Origin of the sequence: Thalassobellus citreus, from assembly GCF_044385915.1 — a bacterium.
Lineage (GTDB): Bacteria > Bacteroidota > Bacteroidia > Flavobacteriales > Flavobacteriaceae > Thalassobellus > Thalassobellus citreus.
In genome coordinates this window covers 308,652-325,115 of sequence record NZ_JBISCC010000125.1, presented here as the reverse complement: position 1 = coordinate 325,115, position 16,464 = coordinate 308,652, and the positions used below count along the sequence as shown (strand labels likewise).

Here is a 16,464-nt window from a genome sequence, read left to right as displayed (position 1 = left end):
CTTTAAATAGCATTTTTGACATCATACTTGTTAAAAGAATAAAGGTTTATGAAATTGGACGACGCTCAAAACTAGCACTTAAAAATTATTAAACTAGCAATATTGCATATATTTAAACTTAAAATAGTTAATTGTTAAGTTAATAAAAAAAGCACACTAGTTATTGCTAATAGAAATAGTTTAAAAACAGAATAACAAAATATAATGGAAAGAATTTTTGCTGAATATCTTATAGAAACACCGTATACTGTAGAACAAGCAGCTGCAGTATTAGCAGGCGAACAATCTTCAGGTACCTTTGTTTCTGTGCCAGGTGAAACAGAAGCGTTAAAACAGCGTTTTGCAGCTCGAGTGGAAGATATTGAATTGTTGGATGTGGTTGATGCGCCTTCTATTCCAGGTGGTACGATTCCTGGTAAAAAATATCAAAAAGCAAAAGTAAAAGTAAGTTGGTCCATTGAGAATTTTGGCTATAACTTGCCTGTCTTAATTAGTACTTTACAGGGGAATCTTTATGAAATTACCCAGTTTACGGGCTTAAAGTTAATGGATTTAGAATTGCCAGATACGTTTAAAAATCATTATAAAGGGCCGCAGTTTGGCATAAAAGGATCAAAAGCATCTTGTGGTGTAGGTAGTGAACGCCCTATGATTGGAACCATCATAAAACCAAGTATTGGCATGTCGGTTGAAGAAACGGCAACATTGGTACAAACATTAATTGATGCGGGTATCGATTTTATTAAAGATGATGAGTTAATGGGTTCTGCTGCAAATTCTCCTTTTGATGAGCGAGTTAAAGCGATTATGAAAGTGATTAAAAATAATGAGCAGAAAACAGGAAAAAAGGTGATGTATGCATTCAATATTTCTGATGAAATTGACGCTATGCAACGCAAATATGACCTCATAGTTAACGAAGGTGGTAGTTGTGCCATGATTAGCATAAATAGTGTTGGTTTGGCAGGTACGAAGAAACTTTGTGATAAAGGACAGTTAGTTATTCATGGGCATAGAAATGGTTGGGGCATGTTAAACAGACACCCTATGTTGGGTATAGAGTTTCCAGCTTATCAAAAAATACAACGTTTAGCAGGTGTCGATCAATTGCATGTAAATGGCATTCAAAATAAATTTTGGGAATCTGATGATTCTGTTGTAACATCAATAAACGCTTGTTTAAAACCTTTTTTAGGCGGACACGAAATTTTACCAGTAGTATCTTCAGGGCAATGGGGTGGACAAGCCATGGAAACTTATAGAAGAACACAAACAACAGATTTATTGTATATGGCAGGAGGCGGCATTTTGGCACATCCAATGGGACCAAAAGCTGGTGTGAATGCATTACAACAAGCATGGGAAGGCGCAGTAAATGGCTTGTCTATTGAAGAAACAGCAAGTCAACATAAAGAATTTGCCGCATCGGTTAAGAAATTTTCTAAATAATGAGTCAGGAAAATAAAATACTATTAGCATTTTACGGTGATGATTTCACGGGTTCTACAGATGCTTTAGAGTTTTTAACATTAGCAGGTGTGAAAACAGTTTTATTCCTAAAAATGCCAGAGCAAAAGGACTTAGGTAAGTTTGAAGGTATTCAAGCAATTGGGTTGGCAGGTATAAGCAGATCGCTATCACCTGATGAAATGGAACAAGAGTTAATACCTGTGTTTAAAAATTTAAATAGTTTTAAACCTGCGCATTTTCATTATAAAGTATGTTCAACTTTTGATTCAGCACCACATGTTGGTAATATTGGTAAAGCCATAGAAATTGGGAGCGAGGTTTTTAATCAAAAAACAGTGATGGTCTCTCCTTCAGCACCACATTTAGGAAGGTATTGTGTGTTTGGTAATTTATTTGCTAAAATGGGAACCTTTGGAAATGGTGAAATTTATAGAATTGATAAACATCCATCGATGAGTAAGCATCCTGTAACACCTGCAACGGAAGCCAATTTAACCGTTCATTTAGCAAAACAAACATCTAAATCTATCGGACTTGTAAATTTAAATACGATAGAAAACGGGGTAGCTTCTGTCTTGGAAGAAGTAGAAGAAAATTCAAAAGATATTTTATTTTTTGATAGTTTCAATAAAGAACATTTAAAAACTATTGGGATGGTATTTCACCAATTAGCTAACGATAAAACAGTGTTTTCGGTAGGGTCGTCTGGTATAGAAATGGCATTGGGACTTGCATGGAAACAACTAAATATTATTGGTGAATCTAAAGTGTTTAAATCTTTAGGCGAAGTTGGTCCAATATTGGTGTTGTCAGGCAGTTGTTCGCCTGTTTCAGCAAAACAAATTGAATACGCTATCGATAACGGATTTGAACAAATTGCTCTAGAAAGTAAAGCGGTTGATGCTCAATTTCATTCAGAAATAATCAAAAATGCAGTCGCCATAGTTGTTGCCAATTTCAATAAAGGAAAAAGCACCATCATGCATACGAGTATAGGGCCAAATGATCCTCGTATTGATGAAACAGAGCAGTATTTTAAAACTCAAGGCTTAGCAGAAGAAGCCATTCAAAAACAGTGTAGTAAAATTTATGGAGGTCTTATTGGTCAAATTACTAAAAAGATCGTTTCAGAAATTGACATAAAACGCATAGTTTTGGCAGGAGGCGATACCTCAAGTTATGCAGCTTCAGAATTAAATATTTCTGCGCTTGAAATGATTGCGCCATTAGCTCCAGGAGCTCCATTGTGTAAAGCAATTTCAGATGATGAATTTGTAAACGGATTAGAATTAAATTTTAAAGGCGGTCAAGTAGGAACCGATAATTATTTTATAAAAGTTTTAAAAGGAGAAAAGTTATGAAGAGAAAAATATTAGGTTTTGTACACACATCGGCAACATTAGTACCAATATTTCAGCAATTAACAAATGAGTTTATATCAGGTGCTGATACTTTTAATATTGTTGATGATAGTGTGATTAAAGATGTAATAAATAAGAATGAATTAACACCAAATACAGCGGCAAGAGTTGTAAGTCATATTCAAGCAGCAGAAGCTGCTGGAGCCGATGTTATTTTAGCAACTTGTTCATCAATAGGATCTGCTATTGAAACCGCAGCAACTTTATGTAATGTTCCTGTAATTAGAGTCGATCAAGCTATGGCTGATGAAGCAGTTCAAATTAGTAACAAAATTGGTGTTATTGCTACGTTACCAACAACTTTAGAACCAACAAGCGATTTGGTTAAAAGAAGAGCTGAGGTTGCAGGTAAGGATGTAACTATTACTTCAAAATTATGTGAAGGTGCATTTGAAGCATTAATGAGTGGTGATGGCGCAAAGCATGACGAAATGGTTGCTAGCGGATTAAAAGAATTAATGAAAGAGGTTGATGTTATTGTTTTAGCTCAAGCATCTATGGCGCGTGTGGTAGATGGTTTAAGTGCAGATGAAAAGTTAGTGCCTATTTTAGCAAGTCCAGCTATTGCTATGAAGAAATTGGCTGAGGTATACTTTTAAAAAAAAGTACCAATAACTAAACTAATTTAAAACCACCACCACAATGCGTAAATATTTTCTTTGGTTAGCCCCTCTATTATTAGTCGTTTTTCTTTTCGGATTTATTCAAGACAATGAATTGGTATGGAAAGTTGGACTACTCTCAATGATTTCAAGTTTTGCTATTGGGGCTGGATCATTGAAAGCTTTAAAAGATTATCAATATACATTTTGGATAATTGCCGCTGTATTTGCTGGTTTATTGTTTCCAGATTTTTTCTTAAATATTGGAGGTTTCGATTTACGTAATAAATGGCTTATTCTAATAATTATACAGTTGGTTATGTTTGGTATGGGTACTCAAATGAGTATAAAAGACTTTACAAGTATTAGAAAATTTGGTAAAGCAGTGCTTATTGGTTTATTAGCACAGTTTACCATCATGCCAATTATTGGTTTTACCATAGCAAAAACCTTTGGTTTTGAACCAGAAATAGCCGCAGGTATTGTTTTAATAGGCTCTTGTAGTAGTGGATTGGCTTCAAATGTAATGACATATATAGCTAAAGGCGATTTGGTTTTATCGGTTACTGTAACAGCTATTTCAACTTTAACAGCACCAATAATGACAACCTTGCTTATGAAAACATTTGCTGGAACATTCATAGAAATTGATTTTTTTAGTATGATGATGAGTATTGTGAAAATAGTATTAGTGCCTCTTTTAGCAGCTATGATTCATGATGCTTTAAAAATATATGGATCAGGAATAAGAAAAAAAATCAACTACCTATCTATACTATCTGGTATTTGGTTGGTTGGAGTCTTTTTATTCAGAAATTCTTTAGAATTATCAGGAGCCAGCTCAACAAGTAATGCATTGGAAATTGTAAACTTTTTAGCAGCTGCTTTTGTTGTTGGGAGTTTATATCATTTATTATATAAAGCGTATTCCAATGTAGATAAATTTATGCCCTATTTTTCTATGTTTGGTATCGTTTATTTTACTTTAGTTACTACGGCTGCTGGTAGAGATAATTTAATTCAAATTGGTGTTTTACTTTTTGTAGCAGCCATACTTCATAATAGCGCAGGTTACTTTTTGGGGTATTGGTTGAGTAGATTAGGGGGCTTGGACAAAGTGAAAAGTCAAACCATAGCTTTTGAAGTTGGGTTGCAAAATGGAGGTATGGCTTCTGGTTTAGCAGGTTCTATGGGTAAATTAGCAACTTTAGGTCTAGCCGCTGCTGTGTTTAGTCCATGGATGAACATTTCAGGTTCTTTATTAGCTAACTTTTGGCGTAAAAGGCGAGAATCTTAATAGAAAGTAAATGTTTTATGTTAACAGGTGTTTATTTAAAAGAAGACTAAATAATTTATTGTAACTTTTCTCCAAAATTTTATTAATCATCATAAATAAATGTGAAAAAAGGTGACTTTGTTGTTTCCTCTTTTTTGAATTTTTCCTTTTAAATTTTCGTTTATTTATGATAATTTTCTTTTATTTGTATAATGGCAATATTACCAAACAAGCGTCGAGAAAAAATTATTGAATTTCTCCAAGAAGATGGGTCTGCAAAAGTTGTAGACTTGGCTAAATTATTTAAAGTTACAGAGGTAACAGTAAGGCAGGATTTAGAAAAATTAGAAAAACGAGGCTTAATTGTTAGAGAGCACGGAGGTGCCTTTTTAAAGAATATTGAAGATAATGTTAAAAACTGTTCTTTAGTTCATCAAGAAAACTTAGAATTAAAAGAAACGATAGCTCTTAAATGTCTTGAATATATTGAAGTAGGAGATACTATTATTTTAGATTCTGGTAGTACAACTACAGAAATAGCAAAGAAACTAATTGGGTTTAAAAATTTAACGGTTATAACGAATGCTTTAAATATAGCATTAATGTTAGGTACAGAGCCTGGGATTGAAGTTATAATGACGGGAGGTGAATTTAAGCCGCCTACATTGTCTTTAACAGGGCAAAAAGCAGCAGACTTTTTTAAAGGATTAAATGTGCAAAAGTTATTTTTAGCTACAGCTGGAGTTTCTCTTAAATCAGGTTTAACCTATCCTAGTATTAGTGATTTGGTCGTTAAAAAGGCTATGATTGATGCCGCTGATATTACCTATTTGGTGGCTGATAATACTAAGTTTGGTAAAAGTGCTTTAGCTAGTTTAGGAGCACTTTCATTAATTGATTATATCATTACGGATTCTGGAATAGAAGAAAAAGATATGGAAGTATTTAAGCGTCATGAAATTGAAGTTATAGTAGCTTAATAAAAAGAATATTAAAATTTATAAAAATAAAATGTCAAAGTCAGCATTAAGTATAGGGATAATAATAGGAAATCGTGATTTTTTTCCTGATAGTTTAGTTGAGAAAGCAAGAACAGAAATTCTTGAAGTATTTTCAAAATTAAACATTAAACCAGTTTTATTAGAAACAACAGATACCAAACTAGGTGGTGTTGAAACTTATAAAGATTCTCAAAAATGCGCGAATCTGTTTAAAAAGCATAGTGCTGAGTTAGCAGGGGTTTTAGTGCTTTTGCCAAATTTTGGAGATGAAAGAGGTGTTGCAGATACTTTAAAATTAGCAAACCTAAACGTGCCAGTATTAGTGCAAGCTTATCCAGATGAATTATCTAAAATGAATGTGGTTAATCGCCGCGATTCTTGGTGTGGTAAAATATCGGTATGTAATAACTTATATCAATATGGTATAAAATATTCATTAACTAGCCAACACGTTTGTCATCCAACAGATCCTGTTTTTCAAAAAGATTTAAGCGATTTTGTTGCTGTTTGTCGTGTTGTAAAAGGTTTAAGAAATGTTAGAATTGGTGCTGTTGGAGCAAGACCAGGTGCTTTTAATACGGTGCGCTATTCAGAAAAAATATTACAAAGAAATGGTATTACTGTTACTACGGTAGATTTATCAGAAATACTAGGAAAAGCAAATAAATTAACTAAAGATGATGCTTCTGTAAAAAGACATTTAGAAAGTATTAATGCATATGCTTCAAAAGGAAAAACGCCTAATGAAGCGATGTTGCAAATAGCAAAGTTAGATGTGGTTTTAAATGAATATGTAGAGGAATATGAGTTAGACGCTACAGCTATTCAGTGTTGGACATCTTTACAACAAAATTTTGGTTGTAACGTGTGTACAAGTATGAGTATCATGTCAGAAAATATGATGCCATCGGCTTGTGAAGTAGATGTTACAGGAACTCTAAGTATGTATGCTATGCAATTAGCATCGGGGTCTCCAAGTGCTTTAGTAGATTGGAATAATAATTATGCAGACGATCCAGAAAAATGTGTGCTATTCCATTGTGGAAACTGGGCAAAATCATTTTTACCAGATATTGAAATAAGTAATGCGCCTATTTTAGGAACTAGTGTTGGTGTTGAAAACACCTATGGTGCTTTAGATGGTCGTGCGCCTGCAATGCCACTTACTTATGGTAGAATTAGTACAGATGATCCTAAAGGAATTATAAAAGCATATATAGGTGAAGGTGAATTAACAGATGATCCTTTAAAAACTTTTGGAAATAGAGCTGTTGCAAAAATAGGAGACTTACAAGGTTTAATGAATCATGTATGTACTAATGGTTTTGAACACCATGTTGTAATGAATGCTTCAAAAACAGGAAAAATTTTAGAAGAAGCTCTAGGAAATTATATGGGTTGGGATATTTATAATCATAAAGGGTAATCGATTAAATTTCTGATAAATTAGAAAGAATGACGAATAAAGAACTAAAATTAAAATCTGTATTCTTAAGAAGAAATCTTCTTAAATACATTTATAAAGCTAAGGCAGGACACACTGGCGGAAGTTTATCATGTGTAGACACGCTAAATGTTTTGTATAATAGAGTTTTAAATGTAGATCCAGCAGATTCTAAAAATCCAAATAGAGATCGATATATTCAAAGTAAAGGACATTGCGTAGAAGCGCTTTTTGTAACAATGGCAGATAGAGGATTTTTTCCAGAGTCCGATTTAGATACGCTTTGTAAATATCAATCACATTACATAGGTCATCCAACAAAAAAAGTGAATGGTGTTGAACAAAACACAGGAGCACTTGGTCATGGATTACCAATATGTGTTGGTGAAGCTATTGCAGCAAAATTAGATAATAAAACACATCGTGTATTTACTTTGTTAGGCGATGGTGAATTACCAGAAGGTTCTAACTGGGAAGCTTTTTTATCGGCAGCACATTATAAATTAGATAATTTATATGCCATTCTAGATTACAATAAACAACAAATAACAGGCAGTAATACCGAAGTGATGAATACCGATTCGGTTCACGAAAAGCTAGAAGCTTTTGGTTGGGCAGTTAAAGAAGTTGATGGTCATAATCTTGAAGAAATAGAGGAAGCTTTAAATAGCGGGCCTTTAGAGCCAGGGAAACCAAGTTTTATTATAGCGCATACTATTAAAGGAAAAGGAGTTAGTTATATGGAAGGCAATTTAAAATGGCATCATGGTGTACCAACACCAGAAGAATACGAATTAGCCTTGTCAGAATTAAATGAAGCGGAAGCATTAATCTAAAGTTATGGAGTTAGATAAAATAGAAGAGAAAGATTTGAAAATGGGTAAAGCTAATCAGGTGGTTTTTTCTGAAACCATGCAAGCTTTAGCTGAAAATGATAAAAATATTATTACCGTAACTAGTGATTCTCGTGGATCAGGGAAATTAGTGCCTTTCGGACAAAAATACCCTAATCAAATAGTTGAAGTAGGTATTGCAGAGCAAAACTTAGTAGGTGTTGCAGCAGGATTAGCTTCGGCAGGTAAAAAAACATTTGCAATATCTCCAGCTTGTTTTTTGAGTGCACGTGCGCTAGAACAAATTAAGAACGATGTGTGTTATTCAGATAACCCTGTAACATTAGTCGGTATTAGTTCTGGAGTTAGTTATGGTGCTTTAGGAACAACCCACCATAGTTTGCATGATTATGCAGTACTTCGTGCTATAAATAACTTAATTATTGTAGCGCCTGCAGATAATTTTGAAACAGAACAAGCTGTTCGTTTAGCAGCAGAATCAGATAAACCTATTTACATGCGTTATGGAAAAAAAGCCATGCCATTTTTAAATGAAGACAATAAAACGTTCGAATTTGGAAAAGGTCGTGTTGTTAAAGAAGGTGATGATATAGCAATTATAGCAACAGGAGAAACTGTTTATCCAGCTTGGTTAGCAGCTAAAATGCTTGAAGATAAACACGGTGTAAAAGCAACGGTTGTAAGTATGCATACCATTAAACCTTTAGATGTTAGTTTATTAAAAGAGTTAGCTTCTAATGGTAGACCAATTATTACTGTTGAAGAACATATGGTTAATGGTGGTTTAGGTGAGGCTTGTGCATCTTATTTATTTCAAAGCGGATTCAAAAATAAGTTTAAAATAGTAGGAATACCAGACGAGTATACGGTTACAGGCTCTCAAGTAGAAATTTTTAATCACTATGGTATTTCACAAGAAGGACTATATAATACCTGCAAAGGACTATTAGTTATTTAAAAATTAGATTTTTATGACCAACATACCAACTAAACTATTTACACCACAAAATCTAATCATATTATTACTCACATTATTTACATTATCTAGTTGTAATAATAAAAAAAATGATGGACCTAAAAAAGTAGCAGTAGTTATTTCAACCTTAAACAACCCATGGTTTGTTGTGTTGGGAGAATCTGCTGCAGAACGCGCCAGAGAATTAGGCTATGAAGCCACAATCTTCGATTCTCAAAATAATACATCTAAAGAAGCAGAACATTTCGAAAATTTAATAGCAGCTGGCTACAGTGCGGTTTTGTTTAATCCTACCGATTCAGAAGGGTCGGTTTCTAACGTAAAACGAGCAAAAACAGCGGGTGTTCCTGTTTTTTGTATGGATAGAGAAGTTAATTCTTTAGACGCGGCTACATCTCAAATTATTTCAGATAGTTTTTCAGGCTGTGTTGAGTTGGGAGCGTATTTTGTTCGAAAACTGAATAAGAAAGGTAAGTATGTTGAATTATTAGGATTAGTAGGCGATAATAATACTTGGAACCGATCAAAAGGGTTTCATAGTGTAGTAGATCATTTTCCTGAGTTGGAAATGGTGTCGCAACAAAGTGCCGATTTTGATAGAAGTATAGCTATGGATAAATTGGAATCGGTGATGCAATCCAATCCAGATATCAATGCCGTTTTTTGCGGAAATGATGCTATGGCTATGGGAGCTTATCAAGCATTAGTAGCAGCTGGAAAAGAAAAAGAAGTTATGATTTTTGGCTTTGATGGAGAAGATGATGTTATGAATGCTATTGCCGATAAAAGAATTATGGCTACTGTTATGCAATCTCCTAAAAATATGGCTAGAACTGCTGCAGAACTAGCTGATGAATACATAAAAGGTAAAAGAGATTTTAGCGCAAAAACACCGCTTCAGGTAGAAGTAGTTACACAAGAAAATATTAACGATTTTGGTGCTTACGGTTCAAAGAATTAATCTGAAATAGGATATTCAGTAAGATTTTAAACCTTCATAAATAAAGCATTAATTTATATAATTTACATATAAATGAAGAAAATTATTAAATACATTATTCTAGCAGTTATTGTAATTGTGTCTCTTTATAATTCTGTTTATTTCGAATCATTAGATAAAGTTAAAAAAGGGCAAGAGGCATTAGTATTTAATGCCGAAGAATATGCAAGTGATTTCATGGCTAATAAAAAAGAAGCTTTGCCAGCTATAAATACAAGTGAATTTTTGTTAGACGCAGTAAAAGATGTTAAAAGTTATGCTGAGCAAAATGGGAAAAAGCTTGGGATTAGTAATGATTATAATTTTATTTTGGACGGAAATGCTACAGTTCTTTCTATTGAAGAAGAAAATGTTATTGTTCAACTTAATGAGAATAACGAACAAAATATAAAGATTGCTACCGATTTTATTTTTGGTAATGCCATTAGAGATGGAAGTGCTTTAGCCGATATTGGGACTTTTCAAAACACGATGGATTTTAATAATATTTCAGTTGAATTAAACAATATTGTGAGAGAAACCATTGTGCCTTCTTTTGTAAAAACAGTAAAAGAAGGTGATGCCATATATTTTAAAGGCGCAACTAAAATCAATATAAAAAAGCCTGATTTAAAAGAGTTAAGAGTGATTCCACTTATTTTAAAAATTAATAATTAAGACTTTGGAAAATCAACCTAACATATTATTGCAAGCCAAAAGTATTACTAAAAAATTTGGAGGCGTTGTTGCGTTAAACGATGTAAATCTTGATGTGCATACAGGAAAAGTAAATGTTATAGTTGGTGAAAATGGTGCAGGAAAATCGACCTTGATGAAAATTTTATCTGGTGTATATCCTGATTATGAAGGGAAACTGCTTTTAAATAATGAGCAGGTTAACTTTAATAATCCAAAAGAAGCTATGCAAAAAGGGATAGCTATAATTCATCAAGAATTAAATTTAATTCCTTATTTAAGCATTGCTGAAAATATTTTTTTAGGAAGAGAAATACAAAATGCGTTTGGTATTATTGATTCTAAACAAATGAATCAGAAAACCAAAGAACTGTTAATGCGTTTAGACTGTAACTTAAATCCGAAAACCTTAGTTTCCGAGTTACGAGTAGGGGAGCAACAACTTATAGAAATTGCTAAAGCACTTTTAGAGGAAGCTAAAATAGTTATTATGGATGAGCCTACTTCGGCGATTTCAGATACCGAAGTGGAGTCTCTTTTTAAAATTATAGCATCGCTTAAAAAAGACAATGTTTCCATTTTATACATTTCACATAAACTGGATGAGCTTTTTGTTATTGCCGATAGATTTATTGGTTTAAGAGATGGTAAAACGGTTGGAACTATTGAAAATGCAAAAGATGCAAATAAAGACGATCTTATTCGTTTAATGGTTGGTAGAGATATAAAAAACCTATATAAGAAAGATGATGTTCCGTTTGGAGATGAAATTCTTAGGGTAGAAAATATTTCACTTCCAAACCCAAATAATAAATCTAATTTTTTAATAAAAGATATCAATTTCAGTGTTAAAAAAGGAGAGGTTTTAGGAGTTTTTGGATTAATGGGAGCTGGAAGAACAGAGTTACTTGAAACGTTGTTTGGGTTACACTCAAAAGTTATGTCTGGATCTGTTTTTATTGATAATAAAGCTGTGAAAATAAAATCGGTAATGGATGCCATTGAAAATGGTTTAGGACTGGTTCCTGAAGATAGAAAAGAAGATGGCTTGGTTTTACAGATGGAGATTAGTAAAAATGTTAGTATGGCTAACATTGATGAGGTTGTAAAAAATGGATTTTTAAATACTAGATTAGAGGCACTTCTTTCTAAAAAATATATAGAATCTCTTAAAATTAAAACGCCTTCAGAAAAACAGCTTTCTAAAAATTTGAGTGGCGGGAATCAGCAAAAGGTTGTTTTATCTAAATGGCTTGCTACTACACCTAAAGTTTTATTTTTAGATGAACCAACACGTGGTATTGATGTAAATGCTAAGAATGAAATTTATCACCTCATAAATAATTTAGCAAAGGACGGATTGGGAATTATAGTTGTGTCTTCTGAACTTCCAGAAATCATGGCTATTTCAGATAGAATATTAGTTTTGAGTAATTCAAGAATTTCAGGAGAATTTAATCAAGAAAATGCAAACGAACAGGTTATTATGAAAGCAGCTACTTCATAGCTTTTTTGTAAAAAAAAATATATAAACAATAACTAAATAAGACGATCATAAAATGACAGATGTAAAATCTACTTTAGTAAAATTTCAATCAATCATAGCGCTATTAGCGTTGTGTATTGTTTTAACTGTCTTATCTGATAAGTTTTTCACTTTAGAAAACGGGTGGAATATTGCGAGGCAAATATCTATTAATGTTTGTATTTCGGTAGGTATGACTCTAATTATACTTACTAAAGGTATCGATCTTTCAGTAGGTTCTATGTTAGCTTTTAGTGGAGCGGTAACTGCAGGACTTTTAAAATATGGTTTAGAATTTCCTGCCACCGATACTTATATAGGATTTACTGTTTTTGGAGCTATTTTAGCAGGTGTTATTATTGGTGGAATACTAGGTGTTTTTAACGGTTGGATGATAACTAAGTTTAAAGTGCCACCATTTGTAGCTACATTGGCTATGTTAACCATTGCGCGTGGTGCAACGATGTTGTGGACAGGTGGATTTCCAATAACAGGCTTAGGAGATAATTTTGCTTTTATAGGAACTGGTTGGTTTCTAGGAATACCAATGCCTGTTTGGATTACTGTGGTAGTGGTTATTGTAGCTGTTATATTGACTAAGAAAACAAAGTTTGGGAGACATATTTATGCTATTGGAGGCAATGAAAGTGCAGCAAGATTATCTGGTATAAACATTAATAAAGTAAAAATATGGGTGTATGCCATAGCAGGTATTTTAGCTGCGGTTGGTGGTATTATTCTAACATCTCGTTTAGATTCTGCACAACCTAATGCGGGTATGAGTTATGAGTTAGATTCTATTGCGGCAGTTGTTATTGGTGGAACATCATTATCCGGAGGTAGAGGTTCAATTATGGGAACTGTTCAAGGAGCGCTTATTATTGGTGTGTTAAATAGTGGTTTAGTATTGCTTAACGTATCGCCTTTTTGGCAACAAATAATAAAAGGTTTAGTGATTTTAGTAGCTGTTATTATGGATAGATTGAATCACCCGAGCGAAGATTAAAATAATTATTTTAAGTAAAAAGTATACATGTCAAAATCATATATTTTATCAATTGATCAAGGAACTAGCGGAACAAAAGCTATTATTTTTGATGCGTTTGGAAAGGTGGTTATTAAAACAACCGAGCCTTTAAAGTCTTATTACCCTGAATCTAGTTTTGTAGAACAAGATCCACAAGAAATTTATCAATCGGTTATAAATGCTGTTAAAAATTGTATCAATCAATTTAATGCGGAATTTCCAGGAGAAGAAAATAATATTGTGTCTTGTGGTATTTCTAATCAAAGGGAAACGTTTGTGTTATGGGATAATAACGGAAAACCTATTCATAATGCTGTGGTTTGGCAATGCAAACGTTCTGTGGAAGTGTGTGAGCGTTTAAAAGAAAATAACTTAGAAAGGGAGATAAATACTAGTACAGGGTTAACAATAGATCCTTATTTTTCAGCTACAAAGGTAACTTGGTTATACGAAAACAACGATGTTGTTAAAGAAGCAATAGATACTGGTAATGCGTTTTTCGGAACTGTTGATACTTGGTTGCTTTATAAACTTACTGGTGGAAAAAGTTATAAAACAGATTACACAAATGCTTCTCGTACGTTGTTTTATAATATTTATGATTTAGAATGGGATGCGTCTCTTTTAAAAGCATTTAAAATTGAAAATTTAAACCTGCCTGAAGTTACTTTTTCTTCAGATAATTTTGGAGATTCTACTTTTGAAGGCGTTTTTAATAAACCGCTTCCTATAACAGGTATGATAGGAGATTCGCAAGCAGCTTTTTTTGGTGAAGAGTGTTTTGTTAATGGTATGGCAAAAGCAACTTTAGGAACTGGTTCTTCCATTTTGTGGAATGCTGAAAATATAGATAAGCAAGCCAATAATGGTATGTTGACCACTATTGGTTGGAGCATTGAAGGACAAGTAAATTATGCTATTGAGGGTGTAATTGTTAGTTGTGGATCTACTTTAGAGTGGTTGAAAAATCAATTAGATATTATTACATCTCATAATGAAATAGAGTCTATGGCAACGTCTTTAAAAACGAATGAAGGTGTTTATCTTATTCCTGCTTTTAGTGGTATGGGCGCGCCTTATTGGCAAAAAGATTGGAAAGCCTCAATTCATGGTCTTACTTTTGGTACAACAAAAGAGCACCTTGTAAGAGCAGCTTTAGAATCTATAGCATTTCAGTTAAAAGATGTTATTCATTCTATAGAACAAGAAACGAATACGGCTTTAAAAGAATTAAAAGTTAATGGAGGCATTACAGCTAATGGCTTTTTAATGCAGTTTATTGCAGATTTACTAAAAACACCTATTGTAAATATGGGGATTACAGATGTATCTGGATGGGGAGCAGCACTTGTTTCTGGTTTAGGAGTTAAGTTATGGGAACAAATTGAAGATTTTCCTAAGTTACCTTCAGAGATGATAAAAAAGTATAGTCCTAGTTCAGATAGTAGTGTTACTCAGGAAGGCTATGAGAATTGGTTGGAAATTACTCAAAATAAAAAACAATAAGATTTTTTTTAAAGTTTTTTTTAAAAAAACTTCGAATTTTTTCTTTTTATTTCTATTTTTTACGAATTTCAGGACAGTACAGGATGGTTAAAACGATAAATTTTATTAAAATTGAATAAGAGAATAAATGAGTAATTAGCTTAGTTACCTAATTGTATTGAAGTTTATTCTTTTATAGTTAATTAGTTTTAGTATATAGTGAGATTTGAATTGTTTTATGATTCTTTTTTCATTTAGTAGAATAGGGGATACAAAATAATATTTTGCGTATTCCCTTTTTTTTTATCTTATTTTTATAAGTATATCTTTAAAATAAATTAGAAATGCATAAATATTTTTTAATAGTATTATTAGTAATTATATCACAAAGTTGTACATCTAAAGTAGAAAGTACTGTTTATAATGTTTATGATTTTGGAGCTAAAGGAGATGGAGTTACAAACGATCAAGAAGCTATACAAAAAGCGATTGCAGTTTGTGCAGATAAAGGCGGAACGGTTGTATTAAAAGATGGTGTTTTTTTAACAGGACAACTTCTTTTAGTAAGTGATTTAATCCTTAATATAGATTCAACAGCAACTGTTTTAGGTATTAAGTCTGATGATGAAACGCATTACCCACATCATCTTATTGAAACAAAATTTCCTAACAGAATGTTGCAAGACTGCCAAAGAAGATTGATTTACGGGAACAAAGTAAGTAATGTTACTATTACAGGAGGAGGTACCATTAACGGTCAAGGAGATTATGAGCCGTGGATGCATGTAAAAGAAATTGGAACCGAAAAAGACCGTCCTTCAATTCTTGCTTTTGTCGGGTCTAAAAATATAACCGTTTCAAATATTCAACTTGTTAAACCTGCCTGTTGGACACAGGTGTATATTGAGTCTGATGACATAACTATTAAGAATATAAAAGTAAATACAGGGAATTTAACACCAAATCGTGATGGTATTGATATTGTAGATTGCCATAATGTTTTAATAGAAGATAGTTTTATTCAATCTGAAGATGATGGCATTTGTTTTAAAAGCGGTAGTGAATATGGTTGTAAAGATATTGTGGTTAGAAGGTGCGTTTTAGATAAGTTAAATGTAAATGCAGGAAATTGTTTTAAGCTAGGAACCGATGGATTAGGGAGTTTTATGAATTTTGATATTTCAGAATTAACCATGAAAAATGCACATCAAAATTCAGCTTTGGTAATAGAGTCTATGGATGGTGCTGTTATTGATAATATAAACATTAGAGATTCTAATATTACAAATTGTGGTCAAGCTATTTTTGTATTGTTAGCAGATAGAAAACGTACTGTCCCTAATAGAAAACCAAGAATAGGCGCTATTGCTAATATTCATTTTAAAAATATAACAGGAACTAATTTTACACAGCAATATCCTTCAATCATTACTGGTATTGAAGGGCATAATATTCAAAATATAACTTTTGAAAGTTTAGATTTTGAACTAAAGGGAGGTATAAATACAACCAACCAAACGGTTATGGAGTATGATGGTAAATACCCAGAAGGTAGTAAGTTTGGAAATACAAATGCTTATGGTTTTTTTATAAGACATACAGATCAGGTTTTATTTGAAAATTGTAAAATAACAACTCAATTAAATGATTCACGCCCTTGGCTTGTAAATGAAAACGTTAAAAATATAAACTATTAGAAAAAAAATCA

14 protein-coding genes are annotated in these 16,464 nt (G+C 32.7%); all 14 read left to right on the top strand.

The window, feature by feature from the left end; translation table 11 throughout:
- Positions 1-204 precede the first annotated feature (204 nt).
- The 14 genes from ACH5TX_RS11850 to ACH5TX_RS11785 all read left to right on the top strand — a co-directional run bounded on the left by ACH5TX_RS11850 (position 205) and on the right by ACH5TX_RS11785 (position 16,453).
- On the top strand, positions 205-1,449 hold the full coding sequence (locus ACH5TX_RS11850; protein ID WP_439339711.1) for a ribulose-bisphosphate carboxylase large subunit family protein: 1,245 nt from the start codon (positions 205-207) through the stop codon (positions 1,447-1,449).
- On the top strand, positions 1,449-2,831 hold the full coding sequence (locus ACH5TX_RS11845; protein ID WP_439339710.1) for a four-carbon acid sugar kinase family protein: 1,383 nt from the start codon (positions 1,449-1,451) through the stop codon (positions 2,829-2,831). Before ACH5TX_RS11850 ends, ACH5TX_RS11845 begins: the two co-directional genes overlap by 1 nt.
- Positions 2,828-3,490 carry an aspartate/glutamate racemase family protein gene (locus tag ACH5TX_RS11840; RefSeq protein WP_439339709.1) on the top strand — a complete coding sequence of 221 codons (663 nt, stop codon included), beginning with the start codon at positions 2,828-2,830 and terminating at the stop codon, positions 3,488-3,490. Before ACH5TX_RS11845 ends, ACH5TX_RS11840 begins: the two co-directional genes overlap by 4 nt.
- 43 nt (positions 3,491-3,533) lie before the next feature.
- Entirely contained in the window at positions 3,534-4,790 is a 1,257-nt protein-coding gene (locus ACH5TX_RS11835) for a bile acid:sodium symporter family protein (RefSeq protein WP_439339708.1), read from the top strand.
- Positions 4,791-4,981: 191 nt separating this feature from the next.
- Complete coding sequence (locus ACH5TX_RS11830; RefSeq protein ID WP_439339707.1) at positions 4,982-5,749, top strand: DeoR/GlpR family DNA-binding transcription regulator; 768 nt, start codon at positions 4,982-4,984, stop codon at positions 5,747-5,749.
- Positions 5,750-5,780: 31 nt separating this feature from the next.
- The gene (locus ACH5TX_RS11825; RefSeq protein ID WP_439339706.1) at positions 5,781-7,196 is read left to right on the top strand and encodes an L-fucose/L-arabinose isomerase family protein; all 1,416 of its coding nucleotides are present in this window, start codon (positions 5,781-5,783) and stop codon (positions 7,194-7,196) included.
- A gap of 29 nt (positions 7,197-7,225) precedes the next feature.
- Positions 7,226-8,050, top strand: coding sequence for a transketolase (locus ACH5TX_RS11820; RefSeq protein WP_439339705.1), 825 nt, complete (start codon positions 7,226-7,228; stop codon positions 8,048-8,050).
- A 4-nt stretch (positions 8,051-8,054) separates the two neighbouring features.
- Positions 8,055-9,026 (top strand): transketolase family protein, encoded by a 972-nt coding sequence (locus ACH5TX_RS11815; RefSeq protein ID WP_439339704.1) that lies wholly within the window; start codon positions 8,055-8,057, stop codon positions 9,024-9,026.
- 13 nt (positions 9,027-9,039) lie between these two features.
- A complete protein-coding gene (locus tag ACH5TX_RS11810) occupies positions 9,040-10,005 on the top strand; it encodes a D-ribose ABC transporter substrate-binding protein (RefSeq protein ID WP_439339703.1) in 966 nt (321 codons plus the stop codon).
- Positions 10,006-10,077: 72 nt separating this feature from the next.
- Positions 10,078-10,701 carry a DUF2291 family protein gene (locus ACH5TX_RS11805; protein ID WP_439339702.1) on the top strand — a complete coding sequence of 208 codons (624 nt, stop codon included), beginning with the start codon at positions 10,078-10,080 and terminating at the stop codon, positions 10,699-10,701.
- 4 nt (positions 10,702-10,705) lie between these two features.
- Complete coding sequence (locus ACH5TX_RS11800) at positions 10,706-12,226, top strand: sugar ABC transporter ATP-binding protein (protein ID WP_439339701.1); 1,521 nt, start codon at positions 10,706-10,708, stop codon at positions 12,224-12,226.
- 52 nt (positions 12,227-12,278) lie between these two features.
- A complete protein-coding gene (locus ACH5TX_RS11795) occupies positions 12,279-13,250 on the top strand; it encodes an ABC transporter permease (protein WP_439339700.1) in 972 nt (323 codons plus the stop codon).
- Between the two features lie 27 nt (positions 13,251-13,277).
- The gene (locus ACH5TX_RS11790) at positions 13,278-14,777 is read left to right on the top strand and encodes an FGGY family carbohydrate kinase (protein WP_439339699.1); all 1,500 of its coding nucleotides are present in this window, start codon (positions 13,278-13,280) and stop codon (positions 14,775-14,777) included.
- 323 nt (positions 14,778-15,100) lie between these two features.
- Positions 15,101-16,453 carry a glycoside hydrolase family 28 protein gene (locus ACH5TX_RS11785; protein WP_439339698.1) on the top strand — a complete coding sequence of 451 codons (1,353 nt, stop codon included), beginning with the start codon at positions 15,101-15,103 and terminating at the stop codon, positions 16,451-16,453.
- Positions 16,454-16,464 lie beyond the last annotated feature (11 nt).